Origin of the sequence: Geothrix sp. 21YS21S-2, assembly GCF_030846775.1 — a bacterium.
Taxonomy (GTDB): domain Bacteria; phylum Acidobacteriota; class Holophagae; order Holophagales; family Holophagaceae; genus Mesoterricola.
Map to the genome: position 1 here is coordinate 2280268 of NZ_CP132910.1, position 19248 is coordinate 2299515.

Consider the following 19248-nt stretch of genomic DNA (forward strand, 5'->3'; position numbering starts at 1 on the left):
CCACCGTTGTCCGTTCTGCTGCCGACACACTGCGGCTGCACTTCAGCCAGCTAAGGCTTGGGGGTAGGCGGTGGCAGGGCCTGGCCAATGGCCCAGAGGAAGCCGGTCAGCTCGCGGGCGATGGCCGTGCAGGTCTGGACCTTCTTCTTGCCCCTGGCCTCGAACTGCCGGTAGCGTGCGCAAAGGCGCTTCTGTGCAGCCCAGGCGATGGTCTGCACTGCTTCTGGAGCACGTTCGGCCCGTCTTTGCAGGCTCGGGGTTTTCCTCGCGGGATGCCGGTAGGTCCATGCTGCCTCCACCAGGACCCTGCGCACATGGCCATTGCCGGTCTTGGTGATCCCCCCGCGGGACCGGGTCTCGCCACTGGAATGCTCGCTGGGAACCACCCCCAGATACTTCATCAACTGGGGTGCATTGGCGAATCGCCTCAAATCGCCGATCTCAGCCACGATCGTGGTCGCAGTGAGGCGGTTGATCCCGCGCAGGGCCATGTAGCCTTCGATCAGCCTGGAGAAGGCCGAACTCGATCCGGCGGTTTCGATCTGCTCGTCGAAGGCCGCAACCCGTCTGGTCATGGCCTGGACCGTATCGACATATTCCTGAAAGACGATTTGTTGGACCGGCTGGTCGAACTTCATGGTTTCCAGCCAGCGGAGATGGGCCTGGGTCCACCGGGTTTTTCCGGAATAGGTCCGCCCGTGCCGCAGCAGGAAGGCCAACAGTCGCTGCTTGGCGACGTGCTGCAAATGCTTCAGGTCCTCCCGAGCCCGGGTCAGATCCCGCAGGGCCTCCTGGGCTTCGTCGGGCACCCATATTGCCGTTAGTTCCCCGGCCCGGTGGAGCCTGGCCAAGGTCAGACTATCGCGGCGGTCGGTTTTGACCCGGTCCCCAGGTTTCCTGGGAATGAGGGACGGCGCCACAACCTGGCACTCCAGCCGTAAAGCGAGTAGTTGCCGATAAAGGATGTAACCGCAGGGGCCCGCTTCGTAGCAGAACGAAAGCGTCGCGCCATCCTTCCGGAGTTGCCTCACAAGTTTCACCACGGCCTCCGGTGTATTGGCGATCTCACCCACGTACCGAACTTCCCCTTCGTGGGCTTCAGCCACCGAGACCGCAATCGTCTCCTTGTGGACATCCAGCCCGACGTACTTGCTCACCTTGCTAGAATCGTTCACGGCCTGTCCTCCTCAATTACGGCTCTGAGCCGGTTGTGTAATGCGCACTGAGCTTAACCCGCGTCATTTAAGGACGGACAGGCCCCTTTGAGGAGCCTGGGGCCTTGCCTCGGTGGGCCTTGCGCACCACCCTTTAGACAGCCGGGCGGAGGTTAGGGCTACCGCAGGGATGCGACCCGAGCGCCGACCCGGGCCCGGAAACAGGGTGGGCCGGAGTCATCCGGCCCCGTCCTTGGCAACCGCCTTTCCAACCGGCCCAGTTTCTGGGCTTCAGGCGATAAATCCCGGGGGTCTGGGGGCAGAGCCCCCGGGGATCTCGTTCTAACGGCCCGCCTGATTCGTGTCAGGCCAATACATGATGTCTAGATGGTGTTTTAGAAATAGAAGGCCCCGCGATGATGGCTAGTCCACCTGCCTCATGCGGGTGGTGTGGCCCTTCACGCCGTCGCTGAACACGAGGTCCAGCGAGGCCGCCGAAGTCTGGAAGGTCCGCTGGCCGCCTTCGAGGATGGCCACCACCTCCCCTGTGGCCGTGTCCCTGACCATGACGGCGGGGTGCGCGGCGGCGTCCCAGTCCAGGGCCACCTCGCCTGCCGAGACCCGGCGCAGGGAGGGTTGCCCCGCAACGACCCGGGGCGAGGTGCGGCTTGCGAGGATCTGCCCGTCCTTGAGGACCCTGAGGCTGGCCAGGGCATCCAGGTCGGCGGAGGCCGCGGGCAGGGCCACGAGGAAGTGCCGGTCGTGGGGACCCGGGTCGCAACCCATCTCCTCGGCTTCCATGGGGGAGGTAAGGACCACATTTCCGCCGGCGTCCAGGCCTTCCAGGCGCAGGTCCCCTTCCGGCTGGACCGGGGACGGGACGGCGCGGGTGCGGAATCCGGGGAGCAGTTCGACGGAGCCGTCCTTGTGCACGATGCCCCGGGCGATGAGGCACTCCCGGGCCGTATCCGCGGCCGTGGCCACGTAGGCGCCGGTGGCCGCGCGGGTGGTGATGACCTTCTTGTAGTTGTAGTCGCTCACCCAGACCGGACTGCAGTAGCTCATGACGTCCACCACCGAGGTGGGCGATTCGAGGATGTTCCGGGTGCTGTCGTAGCCCCAGACGCCGATGACGCCGCTGGCGTACGGATAGCCGGTGTCGTACGAGGAGACCCCGCACGGCGCGTGGGACAGGCCGAAATTGTGCCCGACCTCGTGGGCGAAGACCTCCGGGTAGAGCCCGCCGTCGGCATAGTTGGCGCTCTTGTCCCAGCCGATGGCCGTGCGCGCGGAGTAGGGAGAGTTGAGGGTCGGGACGTACCCCATCCCGGCCGTGCCGCTGGCGTAGGGCGTCGTCACGGCCCCGTAGTAGTACCGGCCGGTGGCGCCGTCCGCGGCGTGCTTGGCGGAGAGGTCGCTCAGGAGCTTGCTCCAGGTGGTGTCGTCAGTGGCGCTGAGGGTGGAGACCGAACCGGTGAAGGGAGCCCCCACGAGGATGTCCAGGTCGGCGATGGGCCACATCCTGGCCAGCCGCGCCACCCACGACGCCTTGGTGGCCTCGGTCACGTTGGCCGTGCCGCTGGACAGCACCACGGGGAAGATCGTGGTGCGGAAGGTGGGAACCGTGGTCACCGCGAGGGCGACCGTGGTCGTGTTGTTGGTGCGGTCCCCCTCGGCGACCAGGCCTCCGGGGTCGATCACCGCCTCGATCGCATAGCCGGTGCCCACCGGGGACGCCAGGTCCGTTCCGGGGATGGCCAGGTTCCAGCTGGAGGCGAGGGTGCCTTCGGCCACCGTCAGCGGGGTGCCGGCGCCCGGTGCGGCGACGGTCTTGGGATAGCCGGAGACGGCGGTTCCGTTGTTGGTGAGGGTGACCTGAACCACGGGCGCGGCGGTGTTGGCCTGGTTGGCCAGCACGTAGACCCGGGCGAGTCCGTTCTTGCCGGCGATGATGGGCACGGAATTGTCGGGGGTCTGGGTGCTCTGGGTGAATTCGATCTTCGCCACCGCCAGATCCAGGGTGGAGCCGGGGGGGAAGACCACGATGGACAGGGCCGCCGTGGCGGAGCCGCCGCCATTGGAGGCGGTGACGGTGTAAGTCGCCATGGCGGTCGCCGCCGTGGGCGTGCCGCTGATGACGCCGGTGGCGGTGTTCAGGGCCAGCCCTGGGGGCAGGGACGGGCTGACCGCGTAGGAGGCCACGGCGCCGCCGCCCGAAGTGGATGGGACGTTCGCCGCGATGGCGGTGCCGACCGCGTAGTAGGCCCTGGTCACCGTGTAGGTCAGGCCCGAGGGAGCCACCTCCACGACGGAGAGGGTGAGGGTGGCCTGGGCGCTGCCCGCGGGGTTGGAGCCCGTGACGACATAGCTGGCCGGAGCCGTCAGCGTCGTGGGCATCCCGGAGATGACGCCGGTGGCGGGGTCCATGGCCAGGCCCGCGGGAAGGGCCGGGCTGACGACGTAGCCCGTCGGCGCGCCGCCGCTGAAGGAGGGGCTGTTGGCCGTGATCGCGATGCCGCGGGGGTAGGCCGCCGTCGTCCGGGTGTAGGTGAGGTTGGCCGGGGCCACTTCCACCACGGACAGGGTGAGCGTGGTGGTCACGCTGCCGGTGGCGTTGGAGGCCGTCACGACGTAGGCGGCGGCGGCCGTGACGGCGGTGGGGGTTCCGGTGATGACGCCGGAGGCGGAGCTGAGCGACAGGCCCGCGGGAAGGGCCGGCTCGATCAAATAGCCGGTGGGCGTGCCGCCGGTGTGGGAGGGCGTGTTGGCGGCAATGGCGGCGCCCCGGGCGTAGACGGCGGTGGGGATGCCGTAGGACACCCCCGTGGGGGCGGCGTCGTTCACCGTGATGGTGAGCCCCGCGGTGGTGCCGCCTGCGGAGTTGGTGGCCGTCACGGTGTAGGTGGCCCTGGCTGTGATGGCGGTGGGGGTTCCGCTGACGGCGCCGGTCGAGGAGCTCAGGCTCAGACCCGCCGGCAGGGTGGGGGTGACGGAATACCGGGCCGGGGTTCCGCCCGTGGAGGAGGGCAGATCGGGGGTGATGGCCTCGCCGATGGTGAAGACCGCCGGGTTGGCGGCGTAGGTGAGATTGGCGGGTCCCTGGGGCGCCGGCGTGGAGGAGCCTCCCCCCCCGCATCCGAGGTTGACAAGGAGACTGCCGGCCAGGAAAAGGCCGATCCATCGGAAAGGTCGCATCATGCCCCCGCGGCAAACGTCGCCAACCCAATTATAAGATAATGAGTCTCATGGGGTTCGTTGAATATTTTATAACTGCTTCTCCGTTCGTTTCCGGGCTTCAATCCACCTGTTTCAGGTGGGTGGTGTGGCCCTTGATTCCATCGCTGAACACCAGGTCCAGGGCGGCGGCCTGGGTCCGGATCGTCCGCTCCCCGCCGGCGAGGACGGCGATGACCTCCCCGGTGGAGGCATCCCGCACCAGGAGCCCCGGATGGACACGGGCATCCCAGGTGATCGTCACGTCCTCGCCGGAGGCGCGGCGGACCGCGGGACCGGCGCTTGGGGCCCCGGCCGAGGTGCGGCTGGCCAGGATCCGGCCTTCCTTCAGGATCCTCAGGTCCGCCAGGGCGTCCAGGTCGCTGGAGGCCAGGGGAAGGGCCGCGAGGAAATGCCGGTCGCGGGGGGCCCCTCCGCAGCCCGCCTCCACCGCCTCCAGGGGCGCGGTGAAGAGGAGCCGGCCCGTGGCGTCCAGGCCCTCCACCCGCAGGTCGGATTCCACCGGGGGGATCGTCGGCGCCGCCCCGGTGCGGAACCCGGGGAGCAGCTCGACCGTGCCGTCCTCGTGAAGGAGGCCGCGCACGAGCAGGCACTCCCGGGGGTCCTCGGGGGAGGCCACCAGGAACCCGCCGGTGACGTTGCGGTTGGCGAGAACCTTCTTGTAGTTGTAGTCGCTGACCCAGTTGGGGCTGCAGTAGCCCATGATGTCGTTCCAGGACGTGGGGGCGTAGAGGGTGTTGGAGACGCTGTCGTACGCCCAGGTGCCGATGATGCCGTTGGCGTAGGGATAGCCGGCGTCGGGGTTGGCGACTCCGCCGCAGGGGGCGTGATAAAGGCCGAAGGTGTGGCCGATCTCGTGGGCGAAGACCTCCGGGTACTTGCCGCCGTCGGCGTAGCCGCTGGCCTTGTCCCAGCCGATGGCCGTGCGGTAGCGGTAGTTGGCGCCCGGGCCGGCGATGTAGCCCAGGCCGGCCACGCCGCTGCCGTAGGGGATGCTCAGGGCCCCGTAGTAGTAGCGGTTGGTGGCCGCATCCGCCTGGTGCTTGAGCGCGAGATCGCTGAGGAGGGCGCTCCAGCCCGTTCCGTCGGAGCCCAGGGTCGCCACCGAGCCGGTGAAGGTGGCCCCCACGAGGACGTCCACGTCGGCCACGGGCCACATCTTGGCCAGCCGGGCCACCCAGGCGGCCTTGTTGGCCTCCGTGATGTTGCCCGTTCCGCTGGAGAGAACCACGGGGAAGATCGTGGTGCGGAAGGTGGGCACGGTGGCGCCGGTGAGCGCCACCGTGGTCGTGTTGTTCGTGCGGTCCGCCTCGGCGACCAGGGCCTGGGGGTCCACCACGGCCGTGAGGGCGTAGCCGGTCCCCGCGGGGGCGGCCAGGTCCGAGCCGGGGATGGCCAGGTTCCAGCTGGAGGCCAGGGTTCCTTCGGCGACCGCCAGGGGCACGCTGGCGCCGGGGGCCGGGATGGTCCTGGGGTAGCCCGCGACCGGGATCCCGTCGTTGGTGAGGGTGAGCTGCACCGCCGGCGCCACGGTGTTGGCCTGGTTGGCCACCACGAAGACCCGGGCGACCCCGCTCTTGCCGGCGAGGATGGGCACGCTGTTGTCGAGGGTCTGGGGGCTCTGCATGAGCTCGATGGCGTCCACGGTCAGGTCCAGGGTCGGGCCGGGAGGATAGACCACGATGGACAGGGAGGCCGTGGCCGCGCCGCCCGGATTGGAGGCGGTCACGGTGTAGTTGGCCTTCGCCGTGGAGGTGGTGGGCGTCCCGCTGATGACGCCCGTGGTGGCGCTGATGGCGAGCCCCTGGGGAAGGGCCGGGGACACCGCGTAGGCGGTCGCGGGATCGCCGCCGCTGGTGGACGGGGTGTTGGGAGTGGCCGGGACGCCCACGGAATAGTAGGCCTTCGCCAGGGTGTAGGTCAGGCCGGTGGGGGCCGCCTCGACCACCCGGAGGGTGAGGGTGGCCTGGGTGCTCCCGGCGGTGTTGGAGGCCGTGATCACGTAGGGGGCCGAGGCGGCCGCGGCGGTGGGGGTACCGGTGATCACGCCGGTGGAGGTGCTGAGGACCAGGCCCGCAGGGAGGGCCGGACTTACCGCGTAGGCGTCGGGGACCCCGCCCGCGTTGGAAGGCGCGTTGGCCGTGATGGCGGTGCCGTGTTGGTACACGGCGGGGTTGAGGCTGTAGACCAGGGCCGTCGGGGCCGGTTCCACCACGGTGAGGGTGAGGGTGGCCTGCGCACTGCCGCCGGTGTTGGAGGCCGTCACGAGGTAGGGGGCCGAGGCGGCCGTGGCGGTGGGCGTCCCGGTGATCACGCCGGTGGAGGTATTAAGGGCCAGGCCCGCCGGCAGGGAGGGGCTGACCACGTACGAGGCCACCACCCCGCCCCCGTGGGAGGGCGTGTTGGCGGTGATGGCGGTTCCGCGGATGTAGACGGCCGGGTTGAGGCTGAAGGCCAGGGCCGTGGGCGCCGGTTCCACCACCGTGAGGGTGAGGGTGGCCTGCGTGCCGCCCAGGGCGTTGGAGGCCGTCACGGTGTAGGTGGCGGCGGCGGTCTGGGCCGTGGGCGTCCCCGCTATGACGCCGGTGGCGGTGTCAAGCGCGAGCCCGGCGGGAAGGGCCGGGGCGACGGCGTAGGCGGTCGGCCCGCCCCCGCCGTGCGTTGGCACGTTGGACGGAATGGCCACGCCCCGGGTGTACACCGCCGGATTGGCGCTGTAGGCCAGTCCCGTCGGGGCCTGATCCACCACCGACAGGGTGAGGGTGGCCTGGGCGCTGCCCGCGGTGTTGGTGGCCGTGACGACATAGGGGACCGCAGCGGCGAGGGCCGTGGGGGTCCCGGTGATCGCGCCGGTGGCGGTGCTGAAGGCCAGGCCCGCGGGCAGGGCCGGGCTGATCGCGTAGGCGCTGGGGACGCCGCCCGCATTGGAGGGCGTGTTGGCCGGGATGGCGGTGCCCCGGGCGTAGACCGCCGGATTGAGGCTGTAGGCGAGGGACGTGGGGGTCACGTCCACCACCGAGAGGATGAGGGTCGCCAGGGTTGACCCGCTGGTGTTGGTGGCGGTGACGGCGTAGGCGTCCGGGGCGGCGAGGGCCGTGGGGGTCCCGGTTATCACGCCGGTCGAGGTATTGAGCGCGAGCCCGGCGGGGAGGGCCGGACTGACCGCGTACGAGACGACCACGCCCCCGCCGTGGGAGGGGGTGTTGGCGGCGATGGCCGCACCCCGGGTGTAGACCGCGGGGTTGAGGCCGTAGGCCAGGGTCGTGGGGGCCGGTTCCACCACCGACAGGATGAGGGTGGCCTGGGCGCTGCCGCCGGTGTTGGTGGCCGTGACCACGTACGGGGCCGCGGCTGCGAGGACGGTGGGGGTTCCGGTGATCGCCCCGGTGCCGGCGTCCAGGGACAGCCCCGCGGGAAGCGCCGGGGCCACCAGGTAGGAGGCCACCGGGCCGCCTGCGCTGGAAGGAAGGTCGGCGGCGATGGCGGCGCCCCGGAAGAACACCGCCGGGTTGGCGCTGTAGGCCAGGCCCGTCGGCGCCTGCTCCAGCACCGAGAGGACGAGGATGGCCTGGGCGAAGCCGCCGGTGTTGGTGGCCGTGACCGTATAGGAGGCCGGGGAGGCCGTGGCGAGGGGCGTCCCGGTGATCGCGCCCGTGGCCGCGTCGAGGGCGAGACCCGCGGGAAGGGCCGGACTGACGGCGTAGGAGACCACCGCGCCCCCTGCGCTGGAGGCCAGGTTGGCCGCGATGGGCAGGCCCCGCTGGTAGACGGCCGTGGCCATGGTGTAGGCGAGGTTCGAGGGCGCGGCGTCGTTCACCGTGATGGCCACGGCCGCCGCGGCGCTGCCCGCCGAATTGGAAGCGGTGACGGTGTAGGTGGCCCGCGCGGTGATGGCCCCCGGGGTTCCGCTGATGACACCGGAGGCGGCGCCCAGACTGAGCCCGGCGGGGAGGGCCGGGGTGACGCTGTAGGCGGTTGGCGCCCCCCCCGTGTGGGAGGGGACGTCGTTGGCGATGGCCTGCCCCAGCGTGAAGGTGGCCGGATTGGCGGAGTACGCCAGGCCCGAGGGGGCCTGGACGGCCGGGGTGGGCGAACCCCCCCCGCCGCCGCTGCAGCCCGAAAGGACGAGGAGACAGACAGTCAAAACCAGGCCAAACCAACGGAATGGTCGCATCGTGCCCCCTCGGTATGAATCAATACTCCCATCCGAGGATGGGTTTGGCCATGGGCAATGGCTGATCCCGATTAACGATCAGACAAGCGGCCCATCAGGGCTTGAGGTGCTTGCCCAGGAACGTCTCCATGGCGCCGTAGAACGCGAAGCGGTTCTCCTCGTTATGGAAGCCGTGGCCTTCGTTGTCCTTGACCAGGTACTCCACCTCCACTCCGCGCTTCTTGAGGGCGGCCACCATCTGGTCGCTCTCGTCCTTGTTCACGCGGGGATCCTTGGCGCCCTGGGCGACGAGGAGCGGGGTCTTGATGCGGTCCGCCAGGAAGGCCGGGCTCGTGGCCTCCATGCGGGCCTTGTCCGTCTCAGGGTTGCCCACCATCTCGTACATCATTTCCAGGAAGGGCTTCCAGTAGGGCGGGATGGTCTTCATGAAGGTGAAGAGGTTGGAGACGCCCACGTAGTCGACGGCCGCCGCGTAGAGGTCGGGCGTGAGGGTGACGCCGGCGAGGGTGGCGTAGCCGCCGTAGCTGCCGCCGTAGATGGCGACCCGCTTGGGATCGGCGATCCCCTGCTTCACGAGCCAGGCCACGCCGTCGGTGATGTCGTCCTGCATGGTGCCGCCCCACTGCTTGAAGCTGGCTTCCCAGAACTTCCTGCCGTAGCCCGTGGAGCCCCGGAAGTTCATCTGGAACACGGCATAGCCGCGGCTGGCCAGGAACTGCACCTCGGGGTTGAAGCCCCAGACGTCCCGGTGCCAGGGGCCCCCGTGGGGGTTGATCACCACGGGCAGGCCCTTGGCCTCCCTGCCGTTGGGCAGGGTGAGGTAGCCGTTGATGGTGAGGCCGTCCCGGGAGGTGTAGGTGACCGGCTTCATGGGCGCCATGTCGGCCTCCTTGAGCCAGGGCGAGACCTGGGCCAGGAGGGTGAGGCTGCCGGTGGCCTTGTCGTAGAGGTACCGGGCGCCCCGGGAGCGGTCATTGTAGGCGGCGACGATGAAGTGCTTCTCGGCCTTGTCGCTGGCCGTGAAGGCCACCTCGTAGCCCGGCAGCTTCGCGGAAACCTTCTCGAACATGGCCTTGGACTCGCCGTCCAGGAAGTGGCGCTCCGGCTTCCAGGTCGTGTAGGAAGCGGCGACGAGGACTTTGCGGAGCCTGGAGTGGGCCAGCCCCGACACGTCCACCTGCGGGTGCTCGAAGATCAGCTTCCCTTCCTTGGCGGTGGCGAGGTCGAACTCGAAGATGGCCGACTTGTCCCGGCCCCGGTTGGAGGCCACGTACAGTCCCTTGTTGTCGAAGGTGAACAGCAGGGGCGAGACGGATTCCTTGAAGTTGGTGGTCAGGATCACCTTGAAGGGATCCTTCTCCGTCTCGCGGTACAGGAGGCTGTTGTTGACCCCGTCCGTGGTCAGGGCCACCCGCAGGCGCCCGGCGTGGTCGGTCATCCAGCCCGTGATGTTGCCGGGGTTCTGGGCGACCTGCTCCTCCTTGCCGGTCTTCACGTCCACGCGGAACACGTCGAAGACGCGCGGGTCGCGGCGGTTGTGGGAGAGCAGCAGGAACCCGGGGTCGTCCTCCAGGTCGTCCACGATCTCCGCGCGCAGCTTCTCGCCCGGGGTGAGGTCCTTGAGGTCCTTTCCCTCCAGGTCCACGCTGACCACGTGGAAGTTCTCGTCCCCGCCGAAGTCCTTGACGTAGAGGATGCGGTCGCCCTTCCAGAAGTAGCCGGAGATGTCCCGGGCCGTCTCGGACGTGACGCGCTTTTCGGGGCCGCCGGCCAGGGGACGCACGAAGACGTTCTGGCGGTTCTCGTAGGGGGCCACCCAGCTGAGGTACTTCCCGTCCGGCGAAACGGCGAACGCCGTCTTCTCCGGGTTGCGGAAAAAGTCCTTGAGGGCCGGGGGGGCCTTGGGGGGCACCGCCGTGGCGAGCATGCCCACGGCCAGCAGACCCGTGATGAGACAACCTGAAAGCGTACGACTCATAATTCCTCCATTGATGGTGGCCCAATGTGGCGGAATTTTATGCCCGGGTATCGGGTTGCCCGGCATTAAAAAATAACAAATTGACCTCCGTCAAGGCGGCGCCCCCCTCCCGGCCGAATAGTGGGATCCGGGACGTGAAACATGAGCGAACTTATCAACAACCAGGAACTGCGGATCAAGACCCTGAAGGAGGTCATCCTCCACCTGCACCGGGGAGAGGCCCCCGAGGCGGTGCGGGAGCGCCTCAAGGGGCTCGTGTCCGAGGTGGACGCCGCTGAAATCGCCGCCATGGAGCAGCAGCTGATGGCCGAAGGGCTCTCCGCGGAGCAGGTGCGCAGCATGTGCGACCTGCACGCCGACGTGCTCAAGGACGTCATGGCCAAACCCAGCGCGCCGCCGGTGCTCCTGCCGGGGCACCCCGTGGACACCTTCCAGCGGGAGAACCGCGCCCTGGAGCAGGCCGCGGACCTCGCCCGGAAGCGCGCCGCGGCCTGCGCCGCCCTGCCCGATTCGGGGACGCCCACGGCGGAGCGCCTGGCCCTCCTGGAGGCCCTGGCCCCCCTCATGGACGTGGAGAAGCACTACGGGCGCAAGGAGCACCTGGTGTTCACCATCCTGGAGCGCCACGGCAACACCGGCCCCTCCAAGGTGATGTGGGGCAAGGACGACGAGGTGCGGGATCTGCTCAAGGGCGCCCTGGCGGGCCTGCGGGAGGAGACGCTGTGCGGCGCCGAGCTGAAGATCCTGGCCGCATCAGGCGTGACGCCCGCCCTGGACGCCCTGGAATCCATGATCTACAAGGAGGAGAAGATCCTCTTCCCCATGGCCCTGCACCTGTTCACCGAGGGCGAGTGGGGCGAGGTGTTCGAGCAGAGCCGGGAATACGGCTGGTGCCTGGTGGCCCCGGCCGAGGGCTGGCGGCCCCCGCAGGCCAGCCTGCCCCAGGACCCGCTGCTCCTGCCCGCGGCCAAGGCCGTGCAGTTCCCCAGCGGGACCCTCTCCTTCGAGCAGCTGCTGGGGATCTTCAATGCCCTGCCCGTGGATCTCACCTTCGTGGACGCCCAGGACAACGTGGGCTTCTTCAGCGAAGGGCCCGAACGGGTCTTCGCCCGGAGCCGCGCCATCATCGGCCGCGCCGTGCAGAACTGCCACCCGCCCAAGAGCATGGCCATCGTGGAGAAGATCCTCGCCGACTTCCGGGAGGGGCGCCAGAACGTGGCCGAGTTCTGGATCGAGATGGGCGGGAAGTTCGTCCACATCCGCTACTTCGCCGTGCGCAACGAGGGAGGGGAATACCTGGGGACCCTGGAGGTCACCCAGGAGCTGAGCCGGCTTCGCGCCCTGAGCGGGGAGCGCCGGCTCCTGCAGTACGAGGAGGCCCTGTGAGCGCCCCCACCTGGTACGATCCCGCCCGCGTGATCCTCACCGTGGACGTCACCGCGATGCTCGCCAAGGGCGTCCATCCCCTCCAGCCGGTGCGGGAAGCCCTGGAGGCCTGCGCCCCCGGGAGCATCGTGGAACTGCGCAGCACCTTCGAACCCGCGCCCCTCCTGGAGGTCTTCCGGGAACTGCGCATGGACGTCTGGTGCGAAGGGGAGGCAGGGGCTTTCAGGACCTGCATCCGGAAACCCGGCTAGGATCTTTGACGGAGGTCGCCGGTATGAAGGTCATGGGCATCGTCGGCTGGAGCGGCAGCGGCAAGACCAGCCTGCTGGTGCAGGTCCTCCCTCTCCTGCGGGATCGGGGGCTGAAGGTCTCCACCATGAAGCACGCCCATCACCGCTTCGACGTGGACCGCCCCGGCAAGGACTCCTTCCAGCACCGGGAGGCCGGGGCCTCGGAGGTGCTGGTGGTGACGTCGAGCCGCTGGGTGCTCATGCACGAGTCCCGGGAGGAGCCCGAGCCCTCCATCGAGTCCCTGATCCAGCGCATGACCCCCGTGGACCTGCTGCTCATCGAGGGCTTCAAGACCCACCCCCACCCCAAGCTCGAGATCCACCGGAAATCCGAGGGCAAGCCCCTGCTCGCCCCCGGCGACCCGGACATCGTGGCGGTGGCCACGGACAGCCCCCTTCCGGGCCTCGCCCTGCCCCAGCTGGACCTGAACGACCCCGCGGCCATCGCGGACTTCATCCTGGCCCACACCGGGCTGGGCTGAGGCTTCAGGGGTTCCGGAACATTTCTCTAGACGACCGGTCTACTTCAAGTAGGCTGAAAGCCATGAGGCAGCCCCAAACCGACGTCCGCAAGCACATCCTCGCCACGGGCTACGGGATCATCTCCCGCAAGGGCTTCTCCGCCATGGGCCTCACCGAGCTCCTTGAGGCGGCGCAGGTGCCCAAGGGCAGCTTCTACCATTATTTCGAGTCCAAGGAACAGTTCGGGGAGGCCCTCCTGGAGGCGTACTTCACGGACTACCTCATGCGAACGGAGGCCCTGCTGGACGCCAGGGACCTGCCCGCCCGGGACCGCCTGATGCGCTACTGGCTCCGGTGGCGGGACGCGCAGATCCAGGATCCCGAGGCGCTCCAGTGCCTGGTGGTCAAGCTCAGCGCCGAGGTGTCGGACCTCTCCGAAGCGATGCGCGCCGTCCTCCTGCGGGGCACGGACGGCGTGCTGGCCCAGCTTTCGGCCTGCGTGGCCGAGGGCGTCCGGGACGGTTCCCTGCGCGGGCAGGACCCGGACGCCGTCGCCCTCTCCCTCTACCAGCTCTGGCTGGGCGCGAGCCTCCTGGCCAAGGTCCGCCGCGACCCCACCCCCTTCGAGTCGGCCCTGGCCACCACCCGCGCCGCGCTCGGCACCTGAAAACCCTTCAAGGAATCCCATGCAAAACTTCACCTTCTGCAACCCGACCAAGATCCTCTTCGGCAAGGGGCGAATCCAGGACCTGGCCAAGGAGATCCCGGCCGGCCAGCGCGTGCTCGTCACCTACGGCGGAGGCAGCGCCCTGGCCAGCGGCACCCTCGGCGAGGTGCGCGAGGCCCTCCGGCACGCCGCCGTGACCGAGTTCGGCGGCATCGAGCCCAACCCCAGCTACGAGACCCTGATGGGCGCCGTGAAGCTGGCCCGGGAGACCGGCACCGAATTCATCCTCGCCGTCGGGGGCGGCTCGGTCATGGACGGCACCAAGTTCATCGCCGCCGCGGTGCCCTTCACGGGGGAGGACCCCTGGGACCTCGTCGTCCGGAAGGCGCCCGTGAAATCCGCCCTGCCCTTCGGCACCGTGGTCACCATGCCCGCCACGGGTTCGGAGATGAACAGCGGCGCCGTCATCACGCGCCGCTCGCTGGGGACCAAGCTGCCCTTCGGCAGCCCCCTGCTCTTCCCCCGCTTCTCGGTGCTGGACCCCGAGAAGACCTACACCCTGCCCCCGCGCCAGATCGGCAACGGCGTGGTGGACGCCTTCGTGCACACGGTGGAGCAGTACCTCACCTACCCCGCGGACGCCCCGATGCAGGACGAGTTCTCGGAGGGGATCCTGCGCACGCTGATCCGCGTCGGGCCCACGACCCTCGCCGAGCCGGAGAACTACGAGGCGCGCGCGGCCTTCGTGTGGGCCGCCACCCTGGCCCTCAACGGCCTCATCGGGGCGGGCGTGCCCCAGGACTGGGCCACCCACATGATCGGCCACGAGCTCACGGCGAAGTTCGGCCTGGACCATGCCCAGAGCCTGGCCGTGGTGCTGCCGTCGATGCTGGAGGAGCGCATCGGGGCCAAGCGGGCCAAGCTCGAGCAGTACGCGGAGCGCGTGTGGGGCCTTAGGACGGCCCCGGAAGCCATCGAAGCCACCCGGGCCTTTTTCGAGAGCCTGGGCGTGAAGACCCGCCTTCAGGATTACGGCGTCGGCGCCGACGCCATCCCGGGCCTGCTCGCGGCCCTGGAGGCCCACGGCATGACGGCCCTGGGCGAGCGCCGGGACGTCACCCTGGACGTGTCGCGCCGGGTCCTGGAGCGGGCCCTCTAGTCCCAGGAAAGGAGGCCACCATGAAATACAACCCGTTGGGCCGCACCGGCCTTTTCGTGTCCGAGATCTGCCTGGGCGCCATGACCTTCGGGGGCAACCCCGAGGCCGGCTTCTGGAAGACCATCGGCGACCTCGGCCAGCCCGAAGTGGACGGCATCGTGGGCCGGGCGCTGGCCGCGGGCGTGAACTTCATCGACACCGCCGACGTCTACTCCTACGGCCAGTCCGAGCGGCTCGTGGGCCAGGCCCTGAGCAACCTGGGGGTGGCCCGCAAGGACGTCGTCCTCGCCACCAAGGTCTTCGGGGAGATGGGCCCCGGCCCCAACGACCGCGGCGCCTCCCGGGGCCACATCATGGACTCGGTGCACGGGAGCCTGGAGCGCCTCCAGACCGACCACATCGACCTGTACCAGATCCACGGCAACGACTCCGTCACGCCGGTCGACGAGACCCTGCGGGCCCTGGACGACCTGGTGCGCCAGGGCCTGGTGCGCCACGTGGGCGTGTCCAACTGGACGGCCTGGAGGATCGCCAAGGCCCTGGGCCAGAGCGAGGCCAGGAACTGGGCCCGCTTCGAGACCCTGCAGGCCTACTACTCCATCGCCGGGCGCGACATCGAACGGGAGCTGGTGCCCATGCTCACGGAGGAGAAGCTGGGCCTGATGGTCTGGTCCCCCCTCGCCGGGGGGCTGCTCTCGGGCAAGTACGGCCCCGGCGCCACCACCCCGGAAGGCTCCCGGCGGACCACCTTCGACTTCCCGCCCGTGGACAGGGACCGGGCCTGGGCCTGCGTGGCCGCCATGCGCGAAATCGGGGAGGCCCGCGGCATCTCGGTGGCCCGCGTCGCCCTGGCGTGGCTCCTCGCCCAGCCCCACGTGATGAGCGTGATCATCGGCGCCCGCACCCAGGCCCAGCTGGACGACAACCTCGCGGCGACGGACGCGGAGCTCTCCGCCGGAGAGCTCGCGCGCCTCGATGCGGTCAGCGCCCTCCCGCCGGAATACCCGGGCTGGATGCTGCAGCGCCAGGGCGGATCGCGGCGGCCGAAGCCCTTCCAGCCGAAGAGCTGACGATCCGGCCCGGAACGGCGGGATTCCCCGGACCGCAATTTCAATGTTGAGACATTGACTCATTCCCATTTTCGTTTATCCTTGCCGTGGTTTGTTCCGCACCCTGCCCCCGCCAGGCGCCTCCCAGAGGACGCCGGACGCAGGTCCACCCCAAGGAGGAACCCATGCAGACCCCGGAAGACGAAGTCCGTGAAGCTTCGGCGCGCTTCTATTCCGCCTTGAACCGCATGGCCAACGGCGATGCGGATCCGCTGGCGGAGGTCTGGCACCATGGCGCCGAGGCGACCACCATGCACCCGGTGGGCGGCCGGGAGGCGGGTTGGGGACCGGTCCAGGCCTCGTTCGCGCAGGTGGCCCACCTCGCCTCGGAAGGACAGATCCGGCTTGAGGAGCAGCTCGTCCGGGTCGTGGGGGACCTGGCCTATGAACTGGGCGTCGAACGCGGAGCCGTCAAGCTCGGGGGCCTCCAGTCCACCGTCGACAGCCGGGTCACGAACATCTACCGCAAGGACGAAGGGACCTGGAGGATCGTCCACCACCATACGGACGTGTCGCCGTCGATGGTGGAGATCCTGGATCGCCTGTCGGCGAAGGCCTGAGGAGGCAAGCCATGCCCTATGCCATCGTTCACCACTTCCCGGGCGGCACCAAGGAGCAGTACGAGGCGTCCGTCGGCGCCGTGCATCCCGGCAGGACCGTCCTTCCCAAGGGGCAGGTCTACCACGCCGCCGGGCCTTCCCCCGGGGGCTGGACGGTCATCGCCGTCCACGACTCGAAGGCGAGCTGGGAGGAGTTCCGGGACGAGATCCTGATGCCGAGGATGCGGCAGGGGATCCCCGGCGGCTTCAAGACGCCGCCCCTGGAGACGGCCTTCGAAACCCACCTCGTGCTGTCCTAGGGAGGTCCCATGGCCAAGCGGCTCATCGCGGTGATCGGCGCCACCGGCGCCCAGGGCGGCGGCCTCGTGCGGGCCGTGCTCGCGGATCCGGGCGGAGGCTTCGCGGTGCGGGCCGTCACCCGCAAGCCCGGGGAAGGCAGGGCCGCGGAGCTGGCCAGGGCAGGCGCCGAGGTGGCGGCAGCGGACCTCGACGACCCCGCGAGCCTCGTGAAGGCCTTCGAAGGGGCCGACTGCGCCTACTGCGTCACCAACTTCTGGGAGCACTTCTCCCCCGAGAAGGAGCTGGCCCAGGCGAAGAACCTCGCCCGGGCCGCCAGGGCCGCGGGCGTGGGCCACGTCATCTGGTCCACCCTGGAGGACACCCGGCTCTCGGTGCCCCTCACCGACGACCGCATGCCCACGCTGATGGGGACGTACAAGGTCCCCCACTTCGACGCCAAGGGCAGCGCCGACGCGTTCTTCGCGGAGGAGGGGGTGCCCACCACCTTCCTGCTCACGTCCTTCTACTGGGACAACCTCATCCACTTCGGCATGGGCCCGAAGAAGGGCGAGGACGGGAAGTGGTCCTTCGTCCTGCCCATGGCGGACCGCAAGCTGCCCGGCATCGCCGCCGAGGACATCGGGCGCTGCGCGTACGGCATCTTCAAGCGGGGCGCGGGACTCGTGGGCCGGACCGTGGGCATCGCCGGTGAGCACCTGACGGGGGCCGCCATGGCATCCGCCCTCTCCAGCGCCCTGGACCGGCAGATCGCCTACGCCTACGTCCCGCCGGAGGTCTACCGCACCTTCGGGTTCCCCGGGGCGGAGGATCTGGGCAACATGTTCCAGTACAACCGGGATTTCGCCGACGCGTTCTGCGCGAGGCGGGACCTCGCGTTCTCCCGTTCCGTCAATCCGGAGCTGCAGACCTTCGCCCAGTGGCTCGCGCGGCATGTGAAGGAGATCCCGGGCTGAGACCAGCCCAGGGAATTTGACCGGGATGTGAAATGCCATTTTACATCCGGTTCCCGGAAGCGAAAACTGGGGGTGGAGGCGTCCATGACGAGCCACCCCGCCATCACCATCTCCCGCAGCATCGGCAGCGGCGGCACCGAGGCGGGCTTCCTGACGGCGCGCAGGCTCGGCTGGCACTTCTGCGACCGGCGGATCCTGCGTCTGGCCGCGGGGGCCATGGGCCACTCCGTCGCCAGCCTGGCCCACCAGGAGGACCACCCCAGCGGATTCAAGGATTGGCTCATGACCATCTTCGCGCTGGGCTCCCCGGAGGCGCCCTTCACCCTGTTGCATGAGGTGCCCATCTACAGCCGGGATCTGTTCGACGTGCAGAAGGCCGTGATGCACCGGATGGTGGAGCACGCCCCCTCGGTGATCGTCGGGAGAGGCGGGTTCATCGCCCTGAAGGACCAGCCGGACGTGCTCCACGTGAGCATCCACGCGGATCTGGACTTCCGGGTCGAATCGCTGATCCGGCGCCACAAGGCCCCCAACCGCCGGGCCGCCCTGGCCACCATCGAGGACTCCGACCGGGGCCGGGCCGGGTTCATCAAGGCCATATCCGGCGCGGACTGGCGGGATCCCAGGCACTTCGACCTGGTGCTGGACCCCTCGGGCGAGGGCCTCGAAGCCTGCGTGGGAAGCATCGTCGCGGAGGCCGGCCGGCGCTTCCTGCTGGACCGGGAGGCCTGACTACTCCCGGCGCTGTTCCAGCATGTGGAAGAGCTTGGCCTTGGCCAGGGCGTCCTCCCCGCGGTTCACCAGAAGCCCCACCTGGTGGGCCACCTCCTCGATGAGGTTGCGCTCCTCCTGCAGGAAGGGCCCCTCGTCGAAGGCGGGCATGTCCCGCACGTAGTACACCTGCACGGCGCCGCGGAGCTTGCCGGCCACCAGGATGTCCGCCTCCTGGAGCCACGGGGTCTCCTGGAAGCCGGGCGTGTCGAACATCCGGCCGTTGAAGAGGATGCGGGCGGAGGTGAGCTCGGGGTACTGCCACGCGGGCGGCAGCAGCTCCACGATGTCCTGCAGCTGTTCCTCCAGCGTGCGGCCATCCAACTGGGACACCTGGGCGATGCCGTACAGGCAGTCCAGTTCCTTGACCCGTTCCCGCAGGGCCCACTGGGCCGCCTGGAAGGCCACGGCCACGCCGAGGGTCTCGCCGACGCCCTCGAAGTACTGCACATCGTTGCGCGTGAAGTAGTCGGCCTTCCGGCTTCCGAGGTACAGCACGCCCCGGATGCGCTCGTCCACGGGGACGGGCACGAAGGCCAGGGACCGGTATTCCCCGCCGATGACCACGGAATGGGCCTGGGCGTCCAGGCGGCCGCTTTCCCGGAGGAGCACCGGACGGGTGGAGTCGCTGGTCCAGAAGCTCCCCCCCCGGGTGGAGAAGGGGGAGGCGGCCAGGAACTGGCCCTTCAGCACCGAGGCCATGATCTGGTCGGCCAGCAGGGACGGGTCCGGGTCCGACGGGACGAGGTCGCAGAGGAAGCGGAAGCCCCCCTCCCCCACCTCCGCCCTGCAGCGGTAGACCTTGCCGCCGTCCTCCAGGCGCACCTCCAGGATGTCGCAGGCCAGGAACTCCAGGATGGAGCCGCTGGCCATCTGCAGGAATTCCAGCCGCAGGAAGCCCTGGTTGGCCATGGAGAACAGGCGGTGGAGCAGGTCCCGGAACCGGAAATGCGAAGCGCCGCCCCAGGCCAGGAGCGGGTTGCCGTCGTGGGTGGACTCGATCATGCCGGGAACCTCCGGAATGCTGGCTCGATGGGCCTATTCTGCCCGA

15 protein-coding genes are annotated in these 19248 nt (G+C 69.3%); 10 read left to right on the forward strand and 5 right to left on the reverse strand.

What is annotated here, in order from left to right; genetic code table 11:
* Window positions 1-50: 50 nt before the first annotated feature.
* The 4 genes from RAH40_RS10115 to RAH40_RS10130 all read right to left on the reverse strand — a co-directional run bounded on the left by RAH40_RS10115 (window position 51) and on the right by RAH40_RS10130 (window position 10540).
* A complete protein-coding gene (locus RAH40_RS10115; RefSeq protein WP_373432559.1) occupies window positions 51-1157 on the reverse strand; it encodes an IS110 family transposase in 1107 nt (368 codons plus the stop codon).
* 420 nt (window positions 1158-1577) lie between these two features.
* Entirely contained in the window at window positions 1578-4349 is a 2772-nt protein-coding gene (locus RAH40_RS10120) for a putative Ig domain-containing protein (protein WP_306601986.1), read from the reverse strand.
* A 100-nt stretch (window positions 4350-4449) separates the two neighbouring features.
* Window positions 4450-8532 carry a putative Ig domain-containing protein gene (locus tag RAH40_RS10125; RefSeq protein WP_306601987.1) on the reverse strand — a complete coding sequence of 1361 codons (4083 nt, stop codon included), beginning with the start codon at window positions 8530-8532 and terminating at the stop codon, window positions 4450-4452.
* Window positions 8533-8656: 124 nt separating this feature from the next.
* Complete coding sequence (locus tag RAH40_RS10130; RefSeq protein WP_306601988.1) at window positions 8657-10540, reverse strand: S9 family peptidase; 1884 nt, start codon at window positions 10538-10540, stop codon at window positions 8657-8659.
* A 141-nt stretch (window positions 10541-10681) separates the two neighbouring features.
* Here RAH40_RS10130 and RAH40_RS10135 point away from each other — a divergent pair, with 141 nt between their 5' ends.
* The 10 genes from RAH40_RS10135 to RAH40_RS10180 all read left to right on the forward strand — a co-directional run bounded on the left by RAH40_RS10135 (window position 10682) and on the right by RAH40_RS10180 (window position 18158).
* Window positions 10682-11926: a DUF438 domain-containing protein gene (locus tag RAH40_RS10135; protein ID WP_306601989.1), complete on the forward strand. Its 1245-nt coding sequence runs from the start codon at window positions 10682-10684 to the stop codon at window positions 11924-11926.
* Entirely contained in the window at window positions 11923-12177 is a 255-nt protein-coding gene (locus tag RAH40_RS10140; RefSeq protein WP_306601990.1) for a hypothetical protein, read from the forward strand. The genes RAH40_RS10135 and RAH40_RS10140 overlap by 4 nt, the downstream gene beginning before the upstream one ends.
* A 23-nt stretch (window positions 12178-12200) precedes the next feature.
* A complete protein-coding gene (gene mobB, locus RAH40_RS10145) occupies window positions 12201-12698 on the forward strand; it encodes a molybdopterin-guanine dinucleotide biosynthesis protein B (RefSeq protein ID WP_306601991.1) in 498 nt (165 codons plus the stop codon).
* Between the two features lie 62 nt (window positions 12699-12760).
* Complete coding sequence (locus RAH40_RS10150; protein ID WP_306601992.1) at window positions 12761-13345, forward strand: TetR/AcrR family transcriptional regulator; 585 nt, start codon at window positions 12761-12763, stop codon at window positions 13343-13345.
* A gap of 19 nt (window positions 13346-13364) precedes the next feature.
* Window positions 13365-14504 (forward strand): iron-containing alcohol dehydrogenase, encoded by a 1140-nt coding sequence (locus tag RAH40_RS10155; RefSeq protein WP_306601993.1) that lies wholly within the window; start codon window positions 13365-13367, stop codon window positions 14502-14504.
* Between the two features lie 20 nt (window positions 14505-14524).
* Complete coding sequence (locus RAH40_RS10160) at window positions 14525-15574, forward strand: aldo/keto reductase (protein WP_306601994.1); 1050 nt, start codon at window positions 14525-14527, stop codon at window positions 15572-15574.
* Window positions 15575-15738: 164 nt separating this feature from the next.
* Window positions 15739-16173: a nuclear transport factor 2 family protein gene (locus RAH40_RS10165; RefSeq protein ID WP_306601995.1), complete on the forward strand. Its 435-nt coding sequence runs from the start codon at window positions 15739-15741 to the stop codon at window positions 16171-16173.
* Window positions 16174-16184: 11 nt separating this feature from the next.
* On the forward strand, window positions 16185-16472 hold the full coding sequence (locus RAH40_RS10170) for a hypothetical protein (protein WP_306601996.1): 288 nt from the start codon (window positions 16185-16187) through the stop codon (window positions 16470-16472).
* 9 nt (window positions 16473-16481) lie between these two features.
* Window positions 16482-17426 (forward strand): NmrA/HSCARG family protein, encoded by a 945-nt coding sequence (locus tag RAH40_RS10175; protein ID WP_306601997.1) that lies wholly within the window; start codon window positions 16482-16484, stop codon window positions 17424-17426.
* 84 nt (window positions 17427-17510) lie between these two features.
* Complete coding sequence (locus RAH40_RS10180; RefSeq protein WP_306601998.1) at window positions 17511-18158, forward strand: AAA family ATPase; 648 nt, start codon at window positions 17511-17513, stop codon at window positions 18156-18158.
* Here RAH40_RS10180 and RAH40_RS10185 read toward each other — a convergent pair whose 3' ends face one another.
* Window positions 18159-19202: a GAF domain-containing protein gene (locus RAH40_RS10185; protein WP_306601999.1), complete on the reverse strand. Its 1044-nt coding sequence runs from the start codon at window positions 19200-19202 to the stop codon at window positions 18159-18161. It lies immediately after the preceding gene.
* Window positions 19203-19248 lie beyond the last annotated feature (46 nt).